General features: G+C 55.2%; 17 protein-coding genes and 2 pseudogenes. 7 read left to right on the top strand and 12 right to left on the bottom strand.

All coding sequences use genetic code 11. The features are described from left to right. Nucleotides 1-56 precede the first annotated feature (56 nt). Complete coding sequence (locus tag JMJ16_RS54045) at nt 57-554, bottom strand: IS5 family transposase (RefSeq protein WP_236601241.1); 498 nt, start codon at nt 552-554, stop codon at nt 57-59. Next, a complete protein-coding gene (locus JMJ16_RS54050) occupies nt 499-924 on the bottom strand; it encodes a transposase (protein ID WP_236601243.1) in 426 nt (141 codons plus the stop codon). The genes JMJ16_RS54045 and JMJ16_RS54050 overlap by 56 nt, the downstream gene beginning before the upstream one ends. Nucleotides 925-1,197: 273 nt before the next feature. Here JMJ16_RS54050 and JMJ16_RS56945 point away from each other — a divergent pair. Together JMJ16_RS56945 and JMJ16_RS11665 are read left to right on the top strand one after the other, a co-directional pair. Then, a pseudogene (locus JMJ16_RS56945) lies at nt 1,198-1,362 on the top strand (DUF4158 domain-containing protein); the annotation flags it as partial. Nucleotides 1,363-1,375: 13 nt separating this feature from the next. Beyond that, nucleotides 1,376-2,374: a DUF4158 domain-containing protein gene (locus JMJ16_RS11665; protein ID WP_305068094.1), complete on the top strand. Its 999-nt coding sequence runs from the start codon at nt 1,376-1,378 to the stop codon at nt 2,372-2,374. Here the strand turns inward: JMJ16_RS11665 and JMJ16_RS11670 are convergent. The 5 genes and pseudogenes from JMJ16_RS11670 to JMJ16_RS11690 form a co-directional block, all read right to left on the bottom strand. Further along, nucleotides 2,314-2,601, bottom strand: a complete 288-nt coding sequence (locus tag JMJ16_RS11670) for a hypothetical protein (RefSeq protein ID WP_201381372.1) — start codon at nt 2,599-2,601, stop codon at nt 2,314-2,316. The genes JMJ16_RS11665 and JMJ16_RS11670 overlap by 61 nt on opposite strands. 46 nt (nt 2,602-2,647) lie before the next feature. Then, a pseudogene (locus JMJ16_RS11675) lies at nt 2,648-3,484 on the bottom strand (pentapeptide repeat-containing protein); the annotation flags it as partial. An 81-nt stretch (nt 3,485-3,565) separates the two neighbouring features. Continuing rightward, entirely contained in the window at nt 3,566-4,363 is a 798-nt protein-coding gene (locus JMJ16_RS11680; RefSeq protein WP_201381373.1) for a hypothetical protein, read from the bottom strand. 98 nt (nt 4,364-4,461) lie between these two features. Next, a complete protein-coding gene (locus JMJ16_RS11685) occupies nt 4,462-5,733 on the bottom strand; it encodes an IS701 family transposase (RefSeq protein ID WP_201382838.1) in 1,272 nt (423 codons plus the stop codon). A 138-nt stretch (nt 5,734-5,871) separates the two neighbouring features. Continuing rightward, the gene (locus JMJ16_RS11690; protein ID WP_201381380.1) at nt 5,872-6,210 is read right to left on the bottom strand and encodes a pentapeptide repeat-containing protein; all 339 of its coding nucleotides are present in this window, start codon (nt 6,208-6,210) and stop codon (nt 5,872-5,874) included. 842 nt (nt 6,211-7,052) lie between these two features. On the opposite strand from JMJ16_RS11690, the gene JMJ16_RS55965 reads away from it, so the two are divergent. Beyond that, entirely contained in the window at nt 7,053-7,181 is a 129-nt protein-coding gene (locus tag JMJ16_RS55965; protein WP_255553180.1) for a hypothetical protein, read from the top strand. A 125-nt stretch (nt 7,182-7,306) separates the two neighbouring features. On the opposite strand, the gene JMJ16_RS11695 is transcribed toward JMJ16_RS55965, so the two are convergent. After that, nucleotides 7,307-7,744, bottom strand: a complete 438-nt coding sequence (locus tag JMJ16_RS11695; RefSeq protein WP_201381382.1) for a hypothetical protein — start codon at nt 7,742-7,744, stop codon at nt 7,307-7,309. A 73-nt stretch (nt 7,745-7,817) separates the two neighbouring features. On the opposite strand from JMJ16_RS11695, the gene JMJ16_RS11700 reads away from it, so the two are divergent. Beyond that, on the top strand, nt 7,818-8,528 hold the full coding sequence (locus tag JMJ16_RS11700; RefSeq protein WP_201381384.1) for an IS6 family transposase: 711 nt from the start codon (nt 7,818-7,820) through the stop codon (nt 8,526-8,528). An 88-nt stretch (nt 8,529-8,616) separates the two neighbouring features. Here JMJ16_RS11700 and JMJ16_RS11705 read toward each other — a convergent pair whose 3' ends face one another. From JMJ16_RS11705 to JMJ16_RS11720, 4 genes are all read right to left on the bottom strand, one after another. Further along, a complete protein-coding gene (locus JMJ16_RS11705; RefSeq protein ID WP_236601410.1) occupies nt 8,617-9,201 on the bottom strand; it encodes a hypothetical protein in 585 nt (194 codons plus the stop codon). Nucleotides 9,202-9,370: 169 nt separating this feature from the next. Continuing rightward, on the bottom strand, nt 9,371-9,565 hold the full coding sequence (locus JMJ16_RS11710; RefSeq protein WP_201381387.1) for a hypothetical protein: 195 nt from the start codon (nt 9,563-9,565) through the stop codon (nt 9,371-9,373). Nucleotides 9,566-9,635: 70 nt separating this feature from the next. Next, the gene (locus JMJ16_RS11715) at nt 9,636-11,012 is read right to left on the bottom strand and encodes a DUF2252 domain-containing protein (protein WP_201381389.1); all 1,377 of its coding nucleotides are present in this window, start codon (nt 11,010-11,012) and stop codon (nt 9,636-9,638) included. A gap of 82 nt (nt 11,013-11,094) precedes the next feature. After that, a complete protein-coding gene (locus JMJ16_RS11720) occupies nt 11,095-11,496 on the bottom strand; it encodes a YidH family protein (protein ID WP_201381391.1) in 402 nt (133 codons plus the stop codon). A gap of 436 nt (nt 11,497-11,932) precedes the next feature. On the opposite strand from JMJ16_RS11720, the gene JMJ16_RS11725 reads away from it, so the two are divergent. The 3 genes from JMJ16_RS11725 to JMJ16_RS11735 all read left to right on the top strand — a co-directional run bounded on the left by JMJ16_RS11725 (nt 11,933) and on the right by JMJ16_RS11735 (nt 15,079). Next, nucleotides 11,933-12,496, top strand: a complete 564-nt coding sequence (locus tag JMJ16_RS11725; protein ID WP_201381393.1) for a hypothetical protein — start codon at nt 11,933-11,935, stop codon at nt 12,494-12,496. 78 nt (nt 12,497-12,574) lie between these two features. After that, complete coding sequence (locus tag JMJ16_RS11730) at nt 12,575-13,927, top strand: Dyp-type peroxidase (protein ID WP_201381395.1); 1,353 nt, start codon at nt 12,575-12,577, stop codon at nt 13,925-13,927. A 105-nt stretch (nt 13,928-14,032) separates the two neighbouring features. Then, on the top strand, nt 14,033-15,079 hold the full coding sequence (locus JMJ16_RS11735; RefSeq protein ID WP_201381396.1) for an FUSC family protein: 1,047 nt from the start codon (nt 14,033-14,035) through the stop codon (nt 15,077-15,079). The last annotated feature ends 39 nt before the right edge of the window (nt 15,080-15,118 follow it).

The raw sequence follows: 15,118 nt of genomic DNA on the forward strand, positions 1-15,118 counted from the left end.
AGTAGAAGTATACCCTAGGTTGAGCTTCCACTAAGAGTGTGTCTTAAGACGAATAATTAGTATCGGGAAGGAGCCAAACGGGTCAATAAAAGACGAATGGAAGCCACCTGGATGAAGGCCTCGCTGCTTGAAGGCAACCCCTCGTAATCGCGAGCGAGTCGTCGGTAGCGGATAAGCCAGCCAAAGGTTCGTTCCACGATCCAGCGCTTGCGCTGAACCTGGAAGCCTCCCTTTGGTTTGCGAATCTCGACCGGCTGCCCATTGATGAGCGCCCACTCGGTATGCACCTCACGCTCTTGCTGGGGAACGATTTCGATCTCCCATCCAAGATGGTGTTGGAGCCATTGCTCAAAGGGTTCCCCGTCATAGCCATGATCGGCGAACAGATGCGAGAGACGAGGGAACTGGTTGGCGAGCCCTTCTAACAAGAGGCGAGCGCCAGTCACATCGGCGATGTTGGCTGCAAGGACCATGACAGCCAAGATGAAGCCCTGAGTGTCAACAAGGAGGTGCCTTTTGCGTCCCCAGATTTTTTTTCCCGCCATCATAGCCACGCCCGATGCCTGGGACTGGACTGGTCTTGCTCGATTGGCTGTCGATGATACCGGCGCTAGGTTCTTCCTCTCGCCCCATCGAGCCACGCACCTGGCGGCGTAAGGCATGCATCGCTTTTTCCCAGGTCCCATCCCGTTGCCAGCAACGGAAATAATGAAACACCGTTTTGCCATTGGGCAGGTCGTGAGGCATTTGTCGCCAAGAACAGCCTGTCCGCAGGACATACAGAATGCCATTGACGATTTCTCGTCTGGGAATCACTTCCTGGGTTGCGTTGGGGGATGGTGGTGGGATGAAGGGTGCCAACAGGTCCCATTGTGCATCGGTAAGATCCGATGGATAGCGCTTTCTGTTGATGCTCTCATTCATCAGCTTCGACTCCTTCTTGCTCAGTTTGGCGTTCCTTTATTGTCTCCTTTCAGTTTACTCCTGGCTCTCTGAGCCTCTTAAGACATACTCTAAGTCCTATTAGTGGAAGTCGTGAAGGAGGCGAAAAAGCGTTTAGACGCTCAAAGTAGAGAAAGAAAATCCTTGGCTATCTTTCCTAGTGTTTTGGAATTTTTACCCATACGCGTATCCTGTAGAGAGATAAATACACACATATAGCTTTTTCTGTATAGGATGTAGACAGGGAGGATATGGATGACATCAATTGAACGTACCGCTTATCCGCGCTTTACTCGAACCCCATCCGTGAAAGAGTTGCGCGAACTCTATACGCCAACACCACACGATATTGCCTTTGTCACTACCAGGGCACGCGGTGATAGCCCACAGTTTGCCCTTATGATCTTGCTCAAAGCGTTTCAGCGCTTAGGGTATTTTCCCCCCCCAGGAGATCCCTGGGGTAGTGATCAGCCATATTCGAACCGTGATGCAGTATCCCAACGATCTGGTTCCCGATATTGTTTCGCGCACCCTGTATCGGTATCATGCCGCTATTCGAGCGCATCTCGAAATCAAAAGTGAGGGAAAATATATCCGTCATATCGCTGCAAAGTCGATCTACGAGGCCGTCCAGATCATGGATACTCCAGCAGACCTGATCAATGTCGCTATTGAAACCCTGGTCAAAGAGCACTGTGAGCTTCCCGCCTTTCGTACCCTGGATCTGCTCTCTACTCGCATACGTAAACTGGTCAATAAACGCATGTTTCAGACGGTCCTTGATCGACTCGATGGCACCGAAGAGCGACTCCTTAAACAGCTTATCGACCGAGATGAGCCAGGCCACTTTACGAACTTCAACCGGATCAAGGAAGCGCCCAAGAGCGCCAGTCTGACGCATCTGGATGAGTGGCTAGATAAACTGTCTTGGCTGACCTCCCTCGGCAATATGGAGCGTGTCCTGGAAGGCATCCCCTACGCCAAGATCAAACATCTGGCGGCAGAAACCCGCGCTTTGCACGCCACCAACCTCTGGGATTTCACACCACCCAAGCGCTTCACCCTCCTCGTTTGCCTGATCCATCAGACGACTATTTCAACCAGGGATGAGATCGTTCAGATGTTTCTTCGGCGTATGAACAAATTCCAGGATCGTGCTAAAGAGGAGCTGGAAACCATTCGTGGGAAGGAACGGGTGACGACGGAGCGCTTGATTGATGTTTTTACAGATGTCCTCAGCGATTCGCGGGAAGTCTTCCAGCAACTGGTAGATACCCTCGATGCCTTTTCTGAGGATGAGCTCCAGGATCTGCGGCGCATCCTCGGGCTGGAAGAAGAGCAGGTCAGCGGCAGCACGTTCTTCGCTCATTTTCACGAGGAGCACGAGCCAGATATGCGCGCCTGGCTGGAGAAGGTGAAAAAAGAGGGGTAACTCATCATCCTCTCATATGCCTGCTCCATATCGACGCCGCGCCAGACCCGCCGCGCCAGTCGCCTGGATTGCCCAAAGTAATACTGCCCTTCGCCATCCAGGAGTCGGAAGCGTCTGGTGATGCTTCGGGCACAGTCATCGAGCAGCACGATAGAGCGTGCGGAAAGCTGACCGCCAGAAGCACACCATTCTTCGAGACAATCTCGCAGGTATGCGTCGAGCAACACGAAGAGGCCCCTCATCGGCGTTATGAGAAACCGGTGTTCCTATCCGCTAGGAGCATGAGGTATGTATTCCTGCAAACCCCAGGATGACATTGCAAGCGGCAGGAGGTTGCCCGTTTGGAACGACGTGGATGACCAGTTGCTGGCCATTGCGTTTTTCGAATATAACGCGCACCAGGTTCACCCAGTTCTTCGGAGAGTTCAAGAAGACGAGCATGTTTTTGAGGGTGAGAGGATCGCCGATGCGCCTGGAGGTGGACCCCTGAGGGCTGGTATTGCGAAAGAGAAGGGTGATTGCGACAATCTCTGGCTTTGGCGTGGACGTGTGCGCAAACAGCCGTCGCTTCAGCCTGGTTGCCCTCCACGGGAAACATCCCGTGGGAGGAGATGAGGAGGCGAGGGCGCTGTGTGCTGATGGAGAGGGGCGGTATTGACGCCACTGCTTCTCAATGGCCGCCAACCCCTCGCACACCTGCGAACGAGTCGCGACCCCCAGCAAGAGATTCTCTTCAGCCTCCACGACAAGGTTGCGCCAATGGGTGTGTGAGGAGATCAGGCGAGAGGAAAATGGAGGAGGAGCCAAAGAAATCCCCAAGGCTCCCGTGAGATCAACGCCGCTCAGATAGGCGCGAATGAGATTTGCGCCATCGAGATCGGCCCCTGTGAGATCCACGCCCTCAAGGTTAGCGTGCGTGAGATCAGCCCCTGTGAGCTTGGCATCACGCAGACAGGCTCTCTGCAAATCAACCGACATCAGGTTGGCTCCCTGCAGCTCTGCTTGCGTGAGATTGGCGTTACGCAACTGGGCGCCCCAGAGATTGGCTCCCCGCAGCTCTGCTTCATGCAGATCAGCGTGTGTCAGCTCTGCGTCACGGAGATCGGCTCCATTAAGATGGGTTTTCCACTACAGTTGCACTTGTTGGAGCATATGGGGAACAGAAGAGAGCTCGGAGAGATGTGGCGGATATTAGGATGCAGGCGTTTGGAGCAAGGAGGCCATATGTTCAAGATGGGCAATGGTGAGCTGATTGGTTGTGCCAAGAGAGAATTGAGAAACATGACCGTGGAGGCGACGGTAGGCCATCCAGGAAGCTTTCCCTTGTTTGCGGTATGTGCTCAGACGCCCCTGTCGCCCAAGAAAGCGGAAAGAGGAGAGCGTATCGAGCCAGGTGAACCACTGGCGGGAATCGGGAGGGATGTGCAGTTCGCCATGTTGCGGGCAAACGACGAGATACGAGCCATCTGATTGCACGGCGATGAGAGGAATGAGGGCGCGAGGGCGGCCTTTGCGTGAGGAAGGAGCCAGTTTCGGAGGGTCCTGCATGTGGGGATCTTTCGGGCTGGCTTCTTTAGATGCACTCGGCTGAGAGGAAAGCAGAATCTGCCTCGTCTTCTGCTCCTGTTCTTCGCGCCTCCTACGCTCCTGCAGGAGGTCTAAGGCGAGTTGGCTGACCTGGAGTTGCAGCGTTTCGACGAGCTGCTGCAAATGGACGAGGGACGCTGATGGTTCCTGTGGAGGATCGGGTTCAGCATGAGGAGCATTGAGCTTCTCTGAAGAAGGGATTTCACCAGGGACGAGGGATGGATCGAGAGGGCGATCATGGATGGTGGCAAGATACTGAAGAGAAGCCGAGGTCAAGCACCGCAGGCGAGCATCGAGAGGACTCTTGAGGAAGGCGATCTGGGCGAGGGCTACCCAGCGGCGCAGCGTTTTGGGATCAATACCAAGCAGGCGACAACAGAGGTGTTGGGCGAGAAAGATCATGAAAAGGACCTCCTTTCAAAAGTAGGAAAGATACAGGGACTGCCGGGAGATTATCCAGAAAAAACAGGGAATCGAGGGCATGAGATCGGCCAATCTCGTCAGCCTGCTTTGAAGCGAGCCAATTGGTGAGAGTGGGAGGCTCGATGACGGTGCTTTCTCCGCCAAGCAGACCATGTAAGGATGAATGAAACCTGGGGAGAAGAAAACCAGAGCAGAGAGCCAAGCAGATGTCGTACTTCGGGAATGGTCAAGGCTGCCAGAGAAGAGGGAGAGGATTGCTGAGCACAGATCACGCGAAGGAAGGCATGAGCCAACAAGACGAGGGTGACGTGCCTATACCAACCGATGGAACTGCGAACTTGATAGTGATCGAGACCCAGATCTTTGCTCGCCTGAAAATGCTCTTCAATGTGCCAGCGCATACCGATGACCCGGACCAGTTGCATGAGCGAGGTCTTGGGGGGCGCAAAGACGAGAAAAAAGGCGAGATCAGAAGGATCAGTGATGGAGCGGCGCACAAGGAGGCGGTAGCATGCATCGTCCTGCCACTGATGCAAGAGGGGAAGCAGCATCCAGTCGAAAAGGCGTGGACCTTTGCTTCCTTGGCTTTGTGAAAGCCGCTGCCACTGCTGTCCTGGAAGCAAGGGAGCCTCACGAACCTGAATCTGACGACGGCATCCATCAGGCAGGCGAACGCTGACAGGTTCAAAACACGGGACGGCAAGGACGTAGGAGGTCTGATGCTCTTCAAGCCATACTCGGAGTCCATCATTGCCTCCATACACGCTATCGGCGACGACCCAGGAGAAAGGAAGCTGAGCCGAACAGGCTCGCTCCAGCATGCGCACGGCCAATTCTGGTTTGGTGCGAAAACAAGCTGGCAGAAGAATATCGGCCTCCTGACAACGCCGAGCGTCTTCACACCAATCCAGGGGCAGGTACAGCTCCCGATCGATGAGGGCGTGGCCTTTTGAACTCACATAGGAGAGGAACACCCCGACTTGGCAGTTTTGTACCTGTCCCGTGGTGCCACAGTATTGCACTTGTACACCTGCGGAGCGGCAACCGCGTTTGGGAAAACTGGTTTCATCGATGGCGAGGATCGCTTGCGGCTCACCAAAGTGCTCAACGACATATGCTCGTATATCGTCGCGAACCCGATCCGCATTCCAAACGCTGCCAACGAGCAAGCGTTGCATGCCGTAGGGTCGTGCTTCCTGTGCGTGTTCGGCCATCTGCCAGCTGTTTTTGCGTTCGACGGCACTGAGAAGGCCTTGGAGATAGGCGAGAGCTCGCCTTCTGGGTTCGGGCCGAGCAAAGTGGGGAGCAATGCGAGCATGAAGCAAGGAAAGCTGGTGAGACCAGCGCATGAGATCATTAATGGTAGTGTGTGGACGAAGATTCATGAAAGGTTACCTCTCTTTCTAGGAGCACATGCTCCTAGAAAGAGTATGCCTGAGAAGAGAGCTCTGAGGATGAAAAAGAGGACTTATTTGGGAAGCAGAAGATCAACGAATGGGAAAGAAGTGCAACTGTAGTGTTTTCCCCAGATCAGCGTGTGTCAGCTCTGCGTCACGGAGATCGGTCCCATTAAGATCGGCGCCCCACAGATTCGCCTCCCTGAGATCGGCTCGACAGAGATTGGCTCCCCTCAGCGAGGAGGCAAAAAGGCAAGCCCCACGCAAGTCGATAGCGACGTCAGGAGACCACCAGGTATTCCATTCGAGCACGCTGCGCTTGAGCCGTGCAAGTTGTTCCGGATCTGCCATATTGCACCTTACGCTTTCTTTGCTAAAACCCCTTTGTTCAGCGACGATTATTCTTGCCGCGGCAAAAATAGTTGTCATGAAACACTCTTTGTTGCTTGGAAGAGACGTGCAAGCCTGCAAAACACACAGCGCTCTTTGGCCAAAGCCATGGTATCTGGGCCCACGGCGTTCCCCTGCGAGCATTGGGCTGGTTACTTTAGCAATGTCATCAGAAGACGAGAACGAGTTGTTCAAGCTTACAGGCTGCTTTTGGGGTGTGCTGCCCGATGGACAGCGCTTGGGACCACCCCGGCTGGGACACATGCGATGCGCGTGGCATGAACGGCCGCAGGGGAAGCGGTGGGTGCGGCGGTGTGATTTCTCCTGGCCTAGAATCCGAACCCACCGAGAAGGATGGCCCCACACAGGGCAAGCGCCACAACCGTGTTCATGAACCCCTCACTTTCACAAGCGAGCAAGGCAACAGGCCTTTTTCAAAGTATAGGTGCAGCGATCTGTACAAGAGTGGCATTATCTTGCCATTTTTCGCAATGATCCTGTTTGAAATGTGCAACGAGCTGAAGGGAGGATTGGGAGTGTCATGGCATTCTTCCAGACGCTGGCGGATGGAGAGAAGGGATTTGTGGCATGAGCGATACGAACAGGGAACATCCGCCCCAGGACGACATTGGTCTTGAGATGGTATGTCGCGACTGGACGACCTACAATGATCAGACCCGGTGGATCCTGGAGAACATGCTGACCTGATGGTTGCTGCTCCAGCGCACGCTCACGTTCTCTGTCACACAGGGAATACAGGCGAGCCAGGAGTGTTTTCTTCTGGGCTGTGCTGGTTGGCTTAGCAGAGGAGACATTCTTGCGCGTCTTGAGCAGGAGCGAGCGGTCTCTACCCGGGGGCTTGAGGCATTCGGAATGCAGCTGTGCCGTTTCCGCTCTTGCATCCGCTTGATCCTGATCCGTTCATTGAAGAGGAAAACGGGCGAGGCTGGGACAAGCTGATCACATTTCTCTCCTCGCTGGAAGAGGTTCCGGTGACGATGGGCTCCTAAAAGCAGGAATTCTTCCTGCCCAGGACTGGGGTCATACCTAGAGCCTGCTCTCCATCCCCCAGCCCTGGGATAGCCAATGAGGTGCTGGGTGGTATTCCGCGAAGTGTGATGAGATGCTCTTCCTTCTACTTTGGTCGCCAGGGCACATGCCCATATGAGAGATCCTGAGGCCGATAGACGGTGGAAAGATGCCTGATGGAGATGTCAAATGCGGTGTGGGCATCGTCGTTGTAGATGGCGCGGCACACCAATTCATAGATATGCGCATGTCGCTGAATTTGAAAAAAGCAGGTATCGCAATGCTCAAGATCACCGCCCAGGGTGGAAGGGGAAGGATGTACAGAGATACGGAGGATGTCTTCTGGAGCAACTACCTCTTCGAGGTAGAGGCGGTGTGCTGCGGGGGAGGAGATGTCGAGGAGCCGTTTGCCTTGTCCTGTTGGACTCATCCAATCAAGACTGAGCGTGCACGCGAAATGGCAGACAAGATGCACCGACACAAAGACGTGTGTTCCAGACTCCATCTCGGCCAGTTCTGCCGAGATGGTGACACGACGCGCCATGTCTGAGGTTGTGTTGCAAGAAGGAAGCTGATCTAATAAAGTTGGGGAAAGACAGAACAAAGAGGGATCCACCATGACCAAACTGAACCCATTCAAGTGGCGTCATTTCCAGGCAGACATCATTCTCCTGTGCGTGCGCTGGTACCTGCGCTACGCCCTCAGCTATCGCGATCTCAAGGAAATGATGCGGGAACGTGGACTCTCTGTCGATCATACCACGATCTATCGCTGGGTCCAGCACTATGCGTCCGAAATCGAACGGCGTTGTCGACCTCATGTGAAGTCCACGACCGATTCGTGGCGGGTCGATGAGACGTATGTGAAGGTGAAAAAGGAGTGGGTCTACCTCTATCGAACAGTTGATTCTCAAGGAAACACGCTTGAGTTCTTGCTGAGTACCACCCGCGACACCCAAGCGGCAAAGCGTTTTTTCGCAAAAGCCCTTGGAGCTTCCCACACGGTGACGCCCCGCGTCATCACGGTCGATAAAAACGCAGCGTATCCAAAAGCCCTCAACGAGTTGAAAGCAGCAGGAGATCTTGCTGCTTCATGTGAACTGCGGCAGAGCAAGTATCTCAACAATCTCATTGAACAAGACCATCGGTGTATCAAACGGTTGACGAAACCTGGAATGGGCTTTTTCTCGTTGGAGACGGCCTGGCGAACGTTACAGGGCTACGAGATCATGAACATGATGCGGAAAGGGCAAATACAAGGGGGAGGAAAAGGAGATGTGAGAGGTCAGGTTGCCCTGGTCGCTAAGCTGTTTGGAGTGGTTGCCTAAGAAAATTGAGAGGGTCCGCTCACGCTCAATTTCTTCTTCATAGTTTTTGCAACACAACCGTTTCAAGAGCTCGCGGAATTCTCAACATTTACCAGGGCAAATGAAACTCCGAAATGGCTGGCACCGCAACGACCAGCAGAGAAAGGAGGGCTTCTATCATCATCAACGCCTTCGCTCGTTGTGTAAGAGGAAACATCTCAGTGGGGCTGAGAGCTGTGGCGCCAGTAAATGCCAGGAAAAGGTAATCCAGGAAACCTGGTCTCCAACCAGTGGGATTGCCGTTTTCCTGCTGTGGAAACAGAAAATCTGCTGCCGGGGAGCCCGACCGATGGCGTTTCACTGGTCCTCCACCGTCGATTTGCCAGTACCATAATCCGAAGATGAGAACATTGGAACCCCAGAGGAGAATTGCGGCACGCAGCAGGATGGTAGCGTATTTGTTTCCTACCACAGTGATAAGGAGAAGCGCAATGCTACTGGCCAGACCAAGCGTCAGCACGCCGAGCAGCGTGAGAAGAAGTGGATGGAGCGTTTTGTACGGAAGGCCACGTTCGGTCAAAAGGGTGAAGACGATTGGCAAGAGAAAAACTGCTTCAATGGCCAGGAACAGCCAGGGGGGGCCAATCAGCAGTTTGGTGGGAAGAAACGCGTGAAGGACTCCTATAGCAAGCATCCCCAGCATTGCTTCCCAGAGAGAGGGTCTATTGAGACGAACTTGATCTGAAGAAGGTAAATGGTTCCCATTCACATCCTAACCCCTTTATCAGTCCGAGCGTAAAACCCCTGCCGCAGAGGCATGGGGATAGAAGCGAGTCCTTTTCTGGTGGATAGGACCCCCGCATTCATGCGTGGGGAGTCGTCACGGTAATGATCCCCAGATGCACGAGCGCTCCCAAGATCAAGCGTTTCCCAAATGCCAGGAGCACGAAGCCAAAAATCTGCTGGAAGACTTCGCGAACTGGCTGAGTAATATACTGGGCCATGGGTATCGAAAGCAGCCTTCCTCCAAAGTTGATGACCAGAATAGCCACGACCATGCTCAGAGAGCCCCACATATGAGGGTCTGGGTGCTTGTCGCTACCATAAGTCTGATCCAGTTTTCATCGTCTATATGTCTGTGATAGCTGTGATGTGTTTGGCTTCTACAGCCGCCACGAAGTTGGCGTAGTCTCGTTCATTCTGGTCAGCATACGCGCAGGCAAACTCAGCCAGGGCCTGAGCAAAGGAGTCGCTTTTGCCCAGGTAGCCGCTGATCAACGCCGGATCACCAGCGCGCGCGTGCGCCCTCGCCAGCGCCCATCCACACAGTTGAGCGTAGACGGTGAAACGGGCAAGACGCATGGTGGTTACGTCGCTTGACCATCCCATATCGCGCAGTTGACGTACATAGTAGTTGACGTCCTCGAACTGGGTCCAGCCCAGGAAGATATCGCTGGCAGCTTGCATGAGTCGTTGTCCATGCATGATACGCTGAGCCGGGTTGGAATACGGGCTGGGGCCAGTATAGGGTTCAAGGGCCGAGGGCCGTGCTTCCTTGATCTGAAGGAAGAGCGGATCGTTTTCCTCTCCTTCCCCCAACAACAGCACGATATAGCAGCGCGTGCCGACACTGGCGACTCCCACCACTTTCCAGGCCAGATCGATGGGCTGGTACCATTGGAGCAACGTTTTTTGCTCTTCCCGGATCGATTCCAGGTAGCCAGCGACAAAGGCCGACAAATGCGTGGAGAGCCGCTCGTTCGGATGATGACCAATCAGCGGAGGATCATCCTTAATGCGCACTTGACTATTCACCACATGTGTAAGTTTGGGAAACGCGCGAATGCTGGTGCGCTGCTGAGCCCGAGAGATTGCGCGGTCAAGTCGAGGAAGAAGGTCACGATCAGCAACCGTACGAAGGAGTTCGACATCCACACGCGCGTACCAGAGATCGATCCGGCGCATCGTACTAAACTCATACATACGCTCATGATAGGATGAAACGCAGTTCATAACCGCTTGCTGGCAATCACGCGCGGAAAAGCCATTCTGCCGTCCCACCACAACAATACTGGTCGCGAGCCGTTTCACGTCCCATTCCCAGGGACCAGAGACCGTCTCGTCAAAGTCGTTCACGTCAAAGACGAGGTTGCGCTCGGGCGTCGCATAGATCCCGAAGTTGCCCAGATGGGCATCGCCACAAATCTGCGTCGAGATCCCGGTGATAGGCGTGCTCGCTAAATCATGTGCCATCATCGCGGCCGATCCGCGCAAAAAGTTGAAGGGCGAGACGAGCATGCGGCCGTAGCGGATGGGCACAAGTTGCTTCACCCTCGTGCGGTTTGATGTTTCCAGAATACTCAGGGGATCTGGGCGATTGGGAGTGGGCTCCCACCGGGCATGGCTGGAACGAGGGCAATGAGCACGGAGCGCCTTGCCAGCAGCATAGCGTTCCGCACTGGTTCGTGCATACAGTATGGATGAAGATCGCAAAACGTTGCTCATTATTCCCTCCTAGCCCAGATGAAGCCAGGTCTTCTCGTGTGCATTTTTCCCTTCTTCCGGTGTCTGGAGGAGATCCACGAGGCTATGGAAGAGCCATTGCCACCAGCGCGAGGAGGCCGATGATCATCAGCAGAATCGCCACCAGCACACTCAAGCGCCAGGGCTTCTCGTACGTGGTGGCAGAGCCCTGCTTCAAACGCTTCAGGCTCCATCTACACTGAATGACGGCCCCAAACAGACCTAACACGCCAAGAATGATGAGGCCGACCGCAACTGCGGTTATAAGATACTCCCTGAGCGTGTCCACGAAATTCCTTGGTCCACCGGTTCTGACAAGATGAAAAGCCTCTCCAAGGGCAAACCCGAAGCCGATCAGCGAAAGAGACGTACGAATCCAACCCATGAGCGTCTTTTCAATGGCTTCATGGACCTGTTTCGCGGCGTTCTCATCGGATACGTCTGTGCTGATGTGAGATGCTCCCATGACCATGGCCCCCTTCGAGCGATTTGGCTGTCCGTTGCATGCAACAAGTATGTATGCCCCCCATCCGATTGATTAAGGAATCAGCGAACGGTGCTTTTCACCCTCCGTAATACTTCTATGATGTAACGGTGTGCAAGCACAGCATGCTTGGTCAGCGTTTCAGCCAATTGGTAATATGAGTGTACCAGACCCGCCAAAAATGCCTATTTTTGAATCTGGCGGAGTGTGGCAGATTGGGCGCGAAGGTGTTGGACTCATCTAGTATGCTTCATGGAGAGGCTAAGGTGGGCAGAAGTAGAGTGGCTTTGCGTTTCCTTCTGTCACAGAGAGGAGCATGACTCTACTGCGTCTACGCAGCGCACAAAGAAAGCTCATCCACTTCAGCAGTTGAGCACCATGCTGAGACTAGAGATCTTCACACACAGGAGCAAAAGACATGGAGACAACAAAAGAGATGGAGACGACAAAGGAGTCTCCAAAGCGGAAGGGGCTGAAGTCGGGGGTGAGGACAGAATTTACTGTCATTGGGAACGTCAAGCCAGGCCACCAACAAGCGCTGCGCGAGGCTATCAAGCGGAGAGCTGCCGATCCCCGCCGAAGAGAGGACGCCAAAAAGTTCGGTACAATACACGAAGCCAGGGTGACGCTCATCGACAACGATACGCGGCTCCTGTTTTGCAGCAGCTTCGACGGCACGTGGGATAAGTACATCGATGACTTTGCCGTTGCCGATAACGCCGTCTCGCAATCGTTCGCGGAGTTCTGGTCGCATGTCGAGGGCTACCCGGGCATCACGGACCCGAGCGTTAAGGACTGGTTAACGGCGCACCAATATGAAGCTACCGCTTATGATAGCAGCTATCCCGAGCCCACGGTCAAGCAGATCTGGAAAGCGCTGGAACTGCAGCACGCGTTCCAGCAGGTGCTCGACAACCCTGAGGCTGAGCAGGCGCTGCAGCACCCGGCGTTGAAGCCGCTGCTTGACCTGGCAGCGACGTAAGCGGGAGAGTAACCCAATCCGATAGCAAGCAATCGCTTCCCAACAACGCCTGGGACAGTGACACCAGGAGAATCAATCATGCTTGAATTCAACGACATTCAGAGCGGCGTGCTCCACCCTCGTCCGACGCCGTATGCCGGAACGTACATCATGCTTCGCATTGACGAGCGCGCCGCCGGCCATCAGTTGCTGAAGCGGCTCACACCCGCGATTGCCTCGGCCACCGATCTGACCAGCCCTGCAGGCGATGCCTGGGTTGCGGTGGCGCTTTCCTCTCACGGCCTGAAGGCGTTAGGCGTCTCCCAAGCATCGCTTGAGAGCTTCTCACCGGAGTTCCAACAGGGAATGGCGGCACGGGCCGCGGAACTGGGCGATGTGGGCGAGAGCGCTCCTGAAAAGTGGGAGTGGCCGTTGGGCACCTCCGAGGTCCATCTCGTGATCGCTGCGCTCGCCCCTGATCAGACACGCCTGGAGAAGGTCCTGGAGCCTGCAAGACAGGCCTACCAGCAGATGCCTGGCGTGAGGGCGATTTACCGGCAGGACTGCTATCAACTTCCCACGGGGCGCGAACCTTTTGGCTTTCGGGACAGCATCGGCCAACCAGCGATCGAGGGGAGCGGTCTTGCTCCCAGCAATCCCCAGGAAGCTCCGCTCAAGGCGGGAGAGTTTATTTTGGGGTATCTCGACGAGTCAGGGAGGTTGCCTCCGCAGCCCCAGCCCGAGGTGCTGGGCCGCAACGGGTCGTACGTGGCCTTGAGAAAACTGCATCAAGATGTCGCCGCGTTCCGCCGATATCTGGCGGCACACACCACCAGCGCGGCGGAGGAAGAATGGCTGGCCGCCAAGATGATGGGTCGCTGGCGCAGCGGCGCGCCCCTCATGCTCTGCCCAGAGCATGATGACCCGGAATTGGGTGCCGATCCGCGACGCAACAACGATTTTCTCTACGCGGACTCCGACCCCAAGGGCCTCAAATGCCCGCTTGGATCGCATGCACGGCGCGTGAACCCGCGTGACCAATTCAAGCACGAAATCACCCAGGTCAATCGCCATCGCTTGATTCGTCGCGGCACCGTCTACGGTCCCCTCCTTCCTCCAGGGATCCTGGAGGACGACGGAGCTGAGCGTGGCATCATTTTTGTCTTCATCGGTGCCTCACTTTCGCGGCAGTTCGAGTTTGTTCAGAGTGAGTGGGTCAATCAGGGTATCTTCATTGGGGCACCTAGTGAGAAAGATCCGATGTGTGGGCCCAATGACGGGGCCGGTATGTTCACCATCCCCAAGCAGCCTATCCGCCAACGCCTCCATGGCTTGCCCCAGTTCGTGACCAACCGCGGCGGGGAATACTTCTTTCTGCCCAGCCTGCGGGCGTTACGGTGGCTGGCGGATGCCGAGTATGTTGCCGAGGGAGGAGGTGGAGCCGAGCGCTAGCCAGAATCCAAACCGGCTCACGACCGTGTTGACACAGATGGAGAGCATGCATAGCCATACTCCTGGCATGGCCAGAGGTCGAAATTGGCGAGGAAGGAGAGAGTGATGGAGAGAATAGCGGTTTTGTTCCGCAGCAACTACGGCGCCAAGCTCAATCCGGTCAAAGGCTTCTCTACCGCCCTGGCGATGTTCCTGCCCCTGCTTGTCCTGACCATCCTTGGTCAGCGTACGTTTGGTGTCCTGGTCATGACTGGTGCATTGCTTACCTCATTCGGGAACGTCGGCACGTCGTCCCGCACACAGGCATGGTCGCTGGGAATGACCGCAGTCGGCGGCGCGCTCATGATCGCACTGGGTCGGCTCATCGGTGGGCCATGGTGGGTCGAGATCGTGGAGATCTTCCTCGTGGTCTTCCTCACCGGACTCCTCTCGGTGTATGGTCGGGCCGCGGCTGTCATGGGATTGCTTTTGACGATCACATTCGTGATCTCGCTTGCGAACCGTAGCGGTCCGGCAACAGCGCTACCAGCGGCGGGAGGCTTTCTGCTTGGTGGGGTGATCTTGATGCTGTTCGCGCTCTTGTTTGCATGGCTCCAATCATACCGGAGCAGACTGAGAAACGACGCGCGACCAAACAGGCCACAACCAAGACGCACCACGCTCACCGCGCAGCTCACGTTGACCTCCCCACTACTGCGCTTGAGCTTGTTGCGTGCAATGGGAGCAGCAGTTGCAGCAGGGAGCGGCTGGATCTTGGGTGGGCCGCCGTTCTATTGGGCAGCCCTCACCGTCATCATCTGCACCCAACAGGATCAGAAGGTCTCGCTGAGGATGGCGCTACAGAATGTCGTTGCGACGTTCCTGGGTGCGCTGCTGGCAGCCGTCTTGATTGGCAGCGTGCAGAACGCTTTGGTGGTAGGGCTGATCGTGGTGGCGATCACGTTCCTGGCATTCACCGTCAAAGAGCAGAACTACTTCCTGTACCTCTTCTTTTTCACGATCCTGATCCTGCTGCTCATCAGTATCAAGACGTCAGGTCAGTCCCTTGCCGTATGGCGAGTGGTAACCATCCTGGTCGGTGCGGGGATCGTCCTTATGATCACCTTCCTCAGTCAGATGCCCTTCTTTGAGAGGAAGGTCGTTTCACCGTGAAAGGGAGTGGCAGGACATACTCCCAAAGAGGTCTTGAGT

The organism is Ktedonobacter sp. SOSP1-52, assembly GCF_016587395.1.

Excerpts from the sequence above, each read along its gene's own strand:
- JMJ16_RS11710 (WP_201381387.1), bottom strand. The coding sequence starts at position 9,565 with ATGGTCGTGGCTATTCTGGTCATCAACTTTGGAGGAAGGCTGCTTTCG.
- JMJ16_RS11680 (WP_201381373.1), bottom strand. The coding sequence starts at position 4,363 with ATGATCTTTCTCGCCCAACACCTCTGTTGTCGCCTGCTTGGTATTGAT.
- JMJ16_RS11690 (WP_201381380.1), bottom strand. The coding sequence starts at position 6,210 with ATGACAACTATTTTTGCCGCGGCAAGAATAATCGTCGCTGAACAAAGG.
- JMJ16_RS11720 (WP_201381391.1), bottom strand. The coding sequence starts at position 11,496 with ATGGGAGCATCTCACATCAGCACAGACGTATCCGATGAGAACGCCGCG.
- JMJ16_RS11725 (WP_201381393.1), top strand. The coding sequence starts at position 11,933 with ATGGAGACAACAAAAGAGATGGAGACGACAAAGGAGTCTCCAAAGCGG.
- JMJ16_RS11695 (WP_201381382.1), bottom strand. The coding sequence starts at position 7,744 with ATGGCGCGTCGTGTCACCATCTCGGCAGAACTGGCCGAGATGGAGTCT.
- JMJ16_RS11700 (WP_201381384.1), top strand. The coding sequence starts at position 7,818 with ATGACCAAACTGAACCCATTCAAGTGGCGTCATTTCCAGGCAGACATC.
- JMJ16_RS11705 (WP_236601410.1), bottom strand. The coding sequence starts at position 9,201 with ATGCTTGCTATAGGAGTCCTTCACGCGTTTCTTCCCACCAAACTGCTG.
- JMJ16_RS11685 (WP_201382838.1), bottom strand. The coding sequence starts at position 5,733 with ATGCGCTGGTCTCACCAGCTTTCCTTGCTTCATGCTCGCATTGCTCCC.
- JMJ16_RS11735 (WP_201381396.1), top strand. The coding sequence starts at position 14,033 with ATGGAGAGAATAGCGGTTTTGTTCCGCAGCAACTACGGCGCCAAGCTC.
- JMJ16_RS11730 (WP_201381395.1), top strand. The coding sequence starts at position 12,575 with ATGCTTGAATTCAACGACATTCAGAGCGGCGTGCTCCACCCTCGTCCG.
- JMJ16_RS54050 (WP_236601243.1), bottom strand. The coding sequence starts at position 924 with ATGAATGAGAGCATCAACAGAAAGCGCTATCCATCGGATCTTACCGAT.
- JMJ16_RS11715 (WP_201381389.1), bottom strand. The coding sequence starts at position 11,012 with ATGAGCAACGTTTTGCGATCTTCATCCATACTGTATGCACGAACCAGT.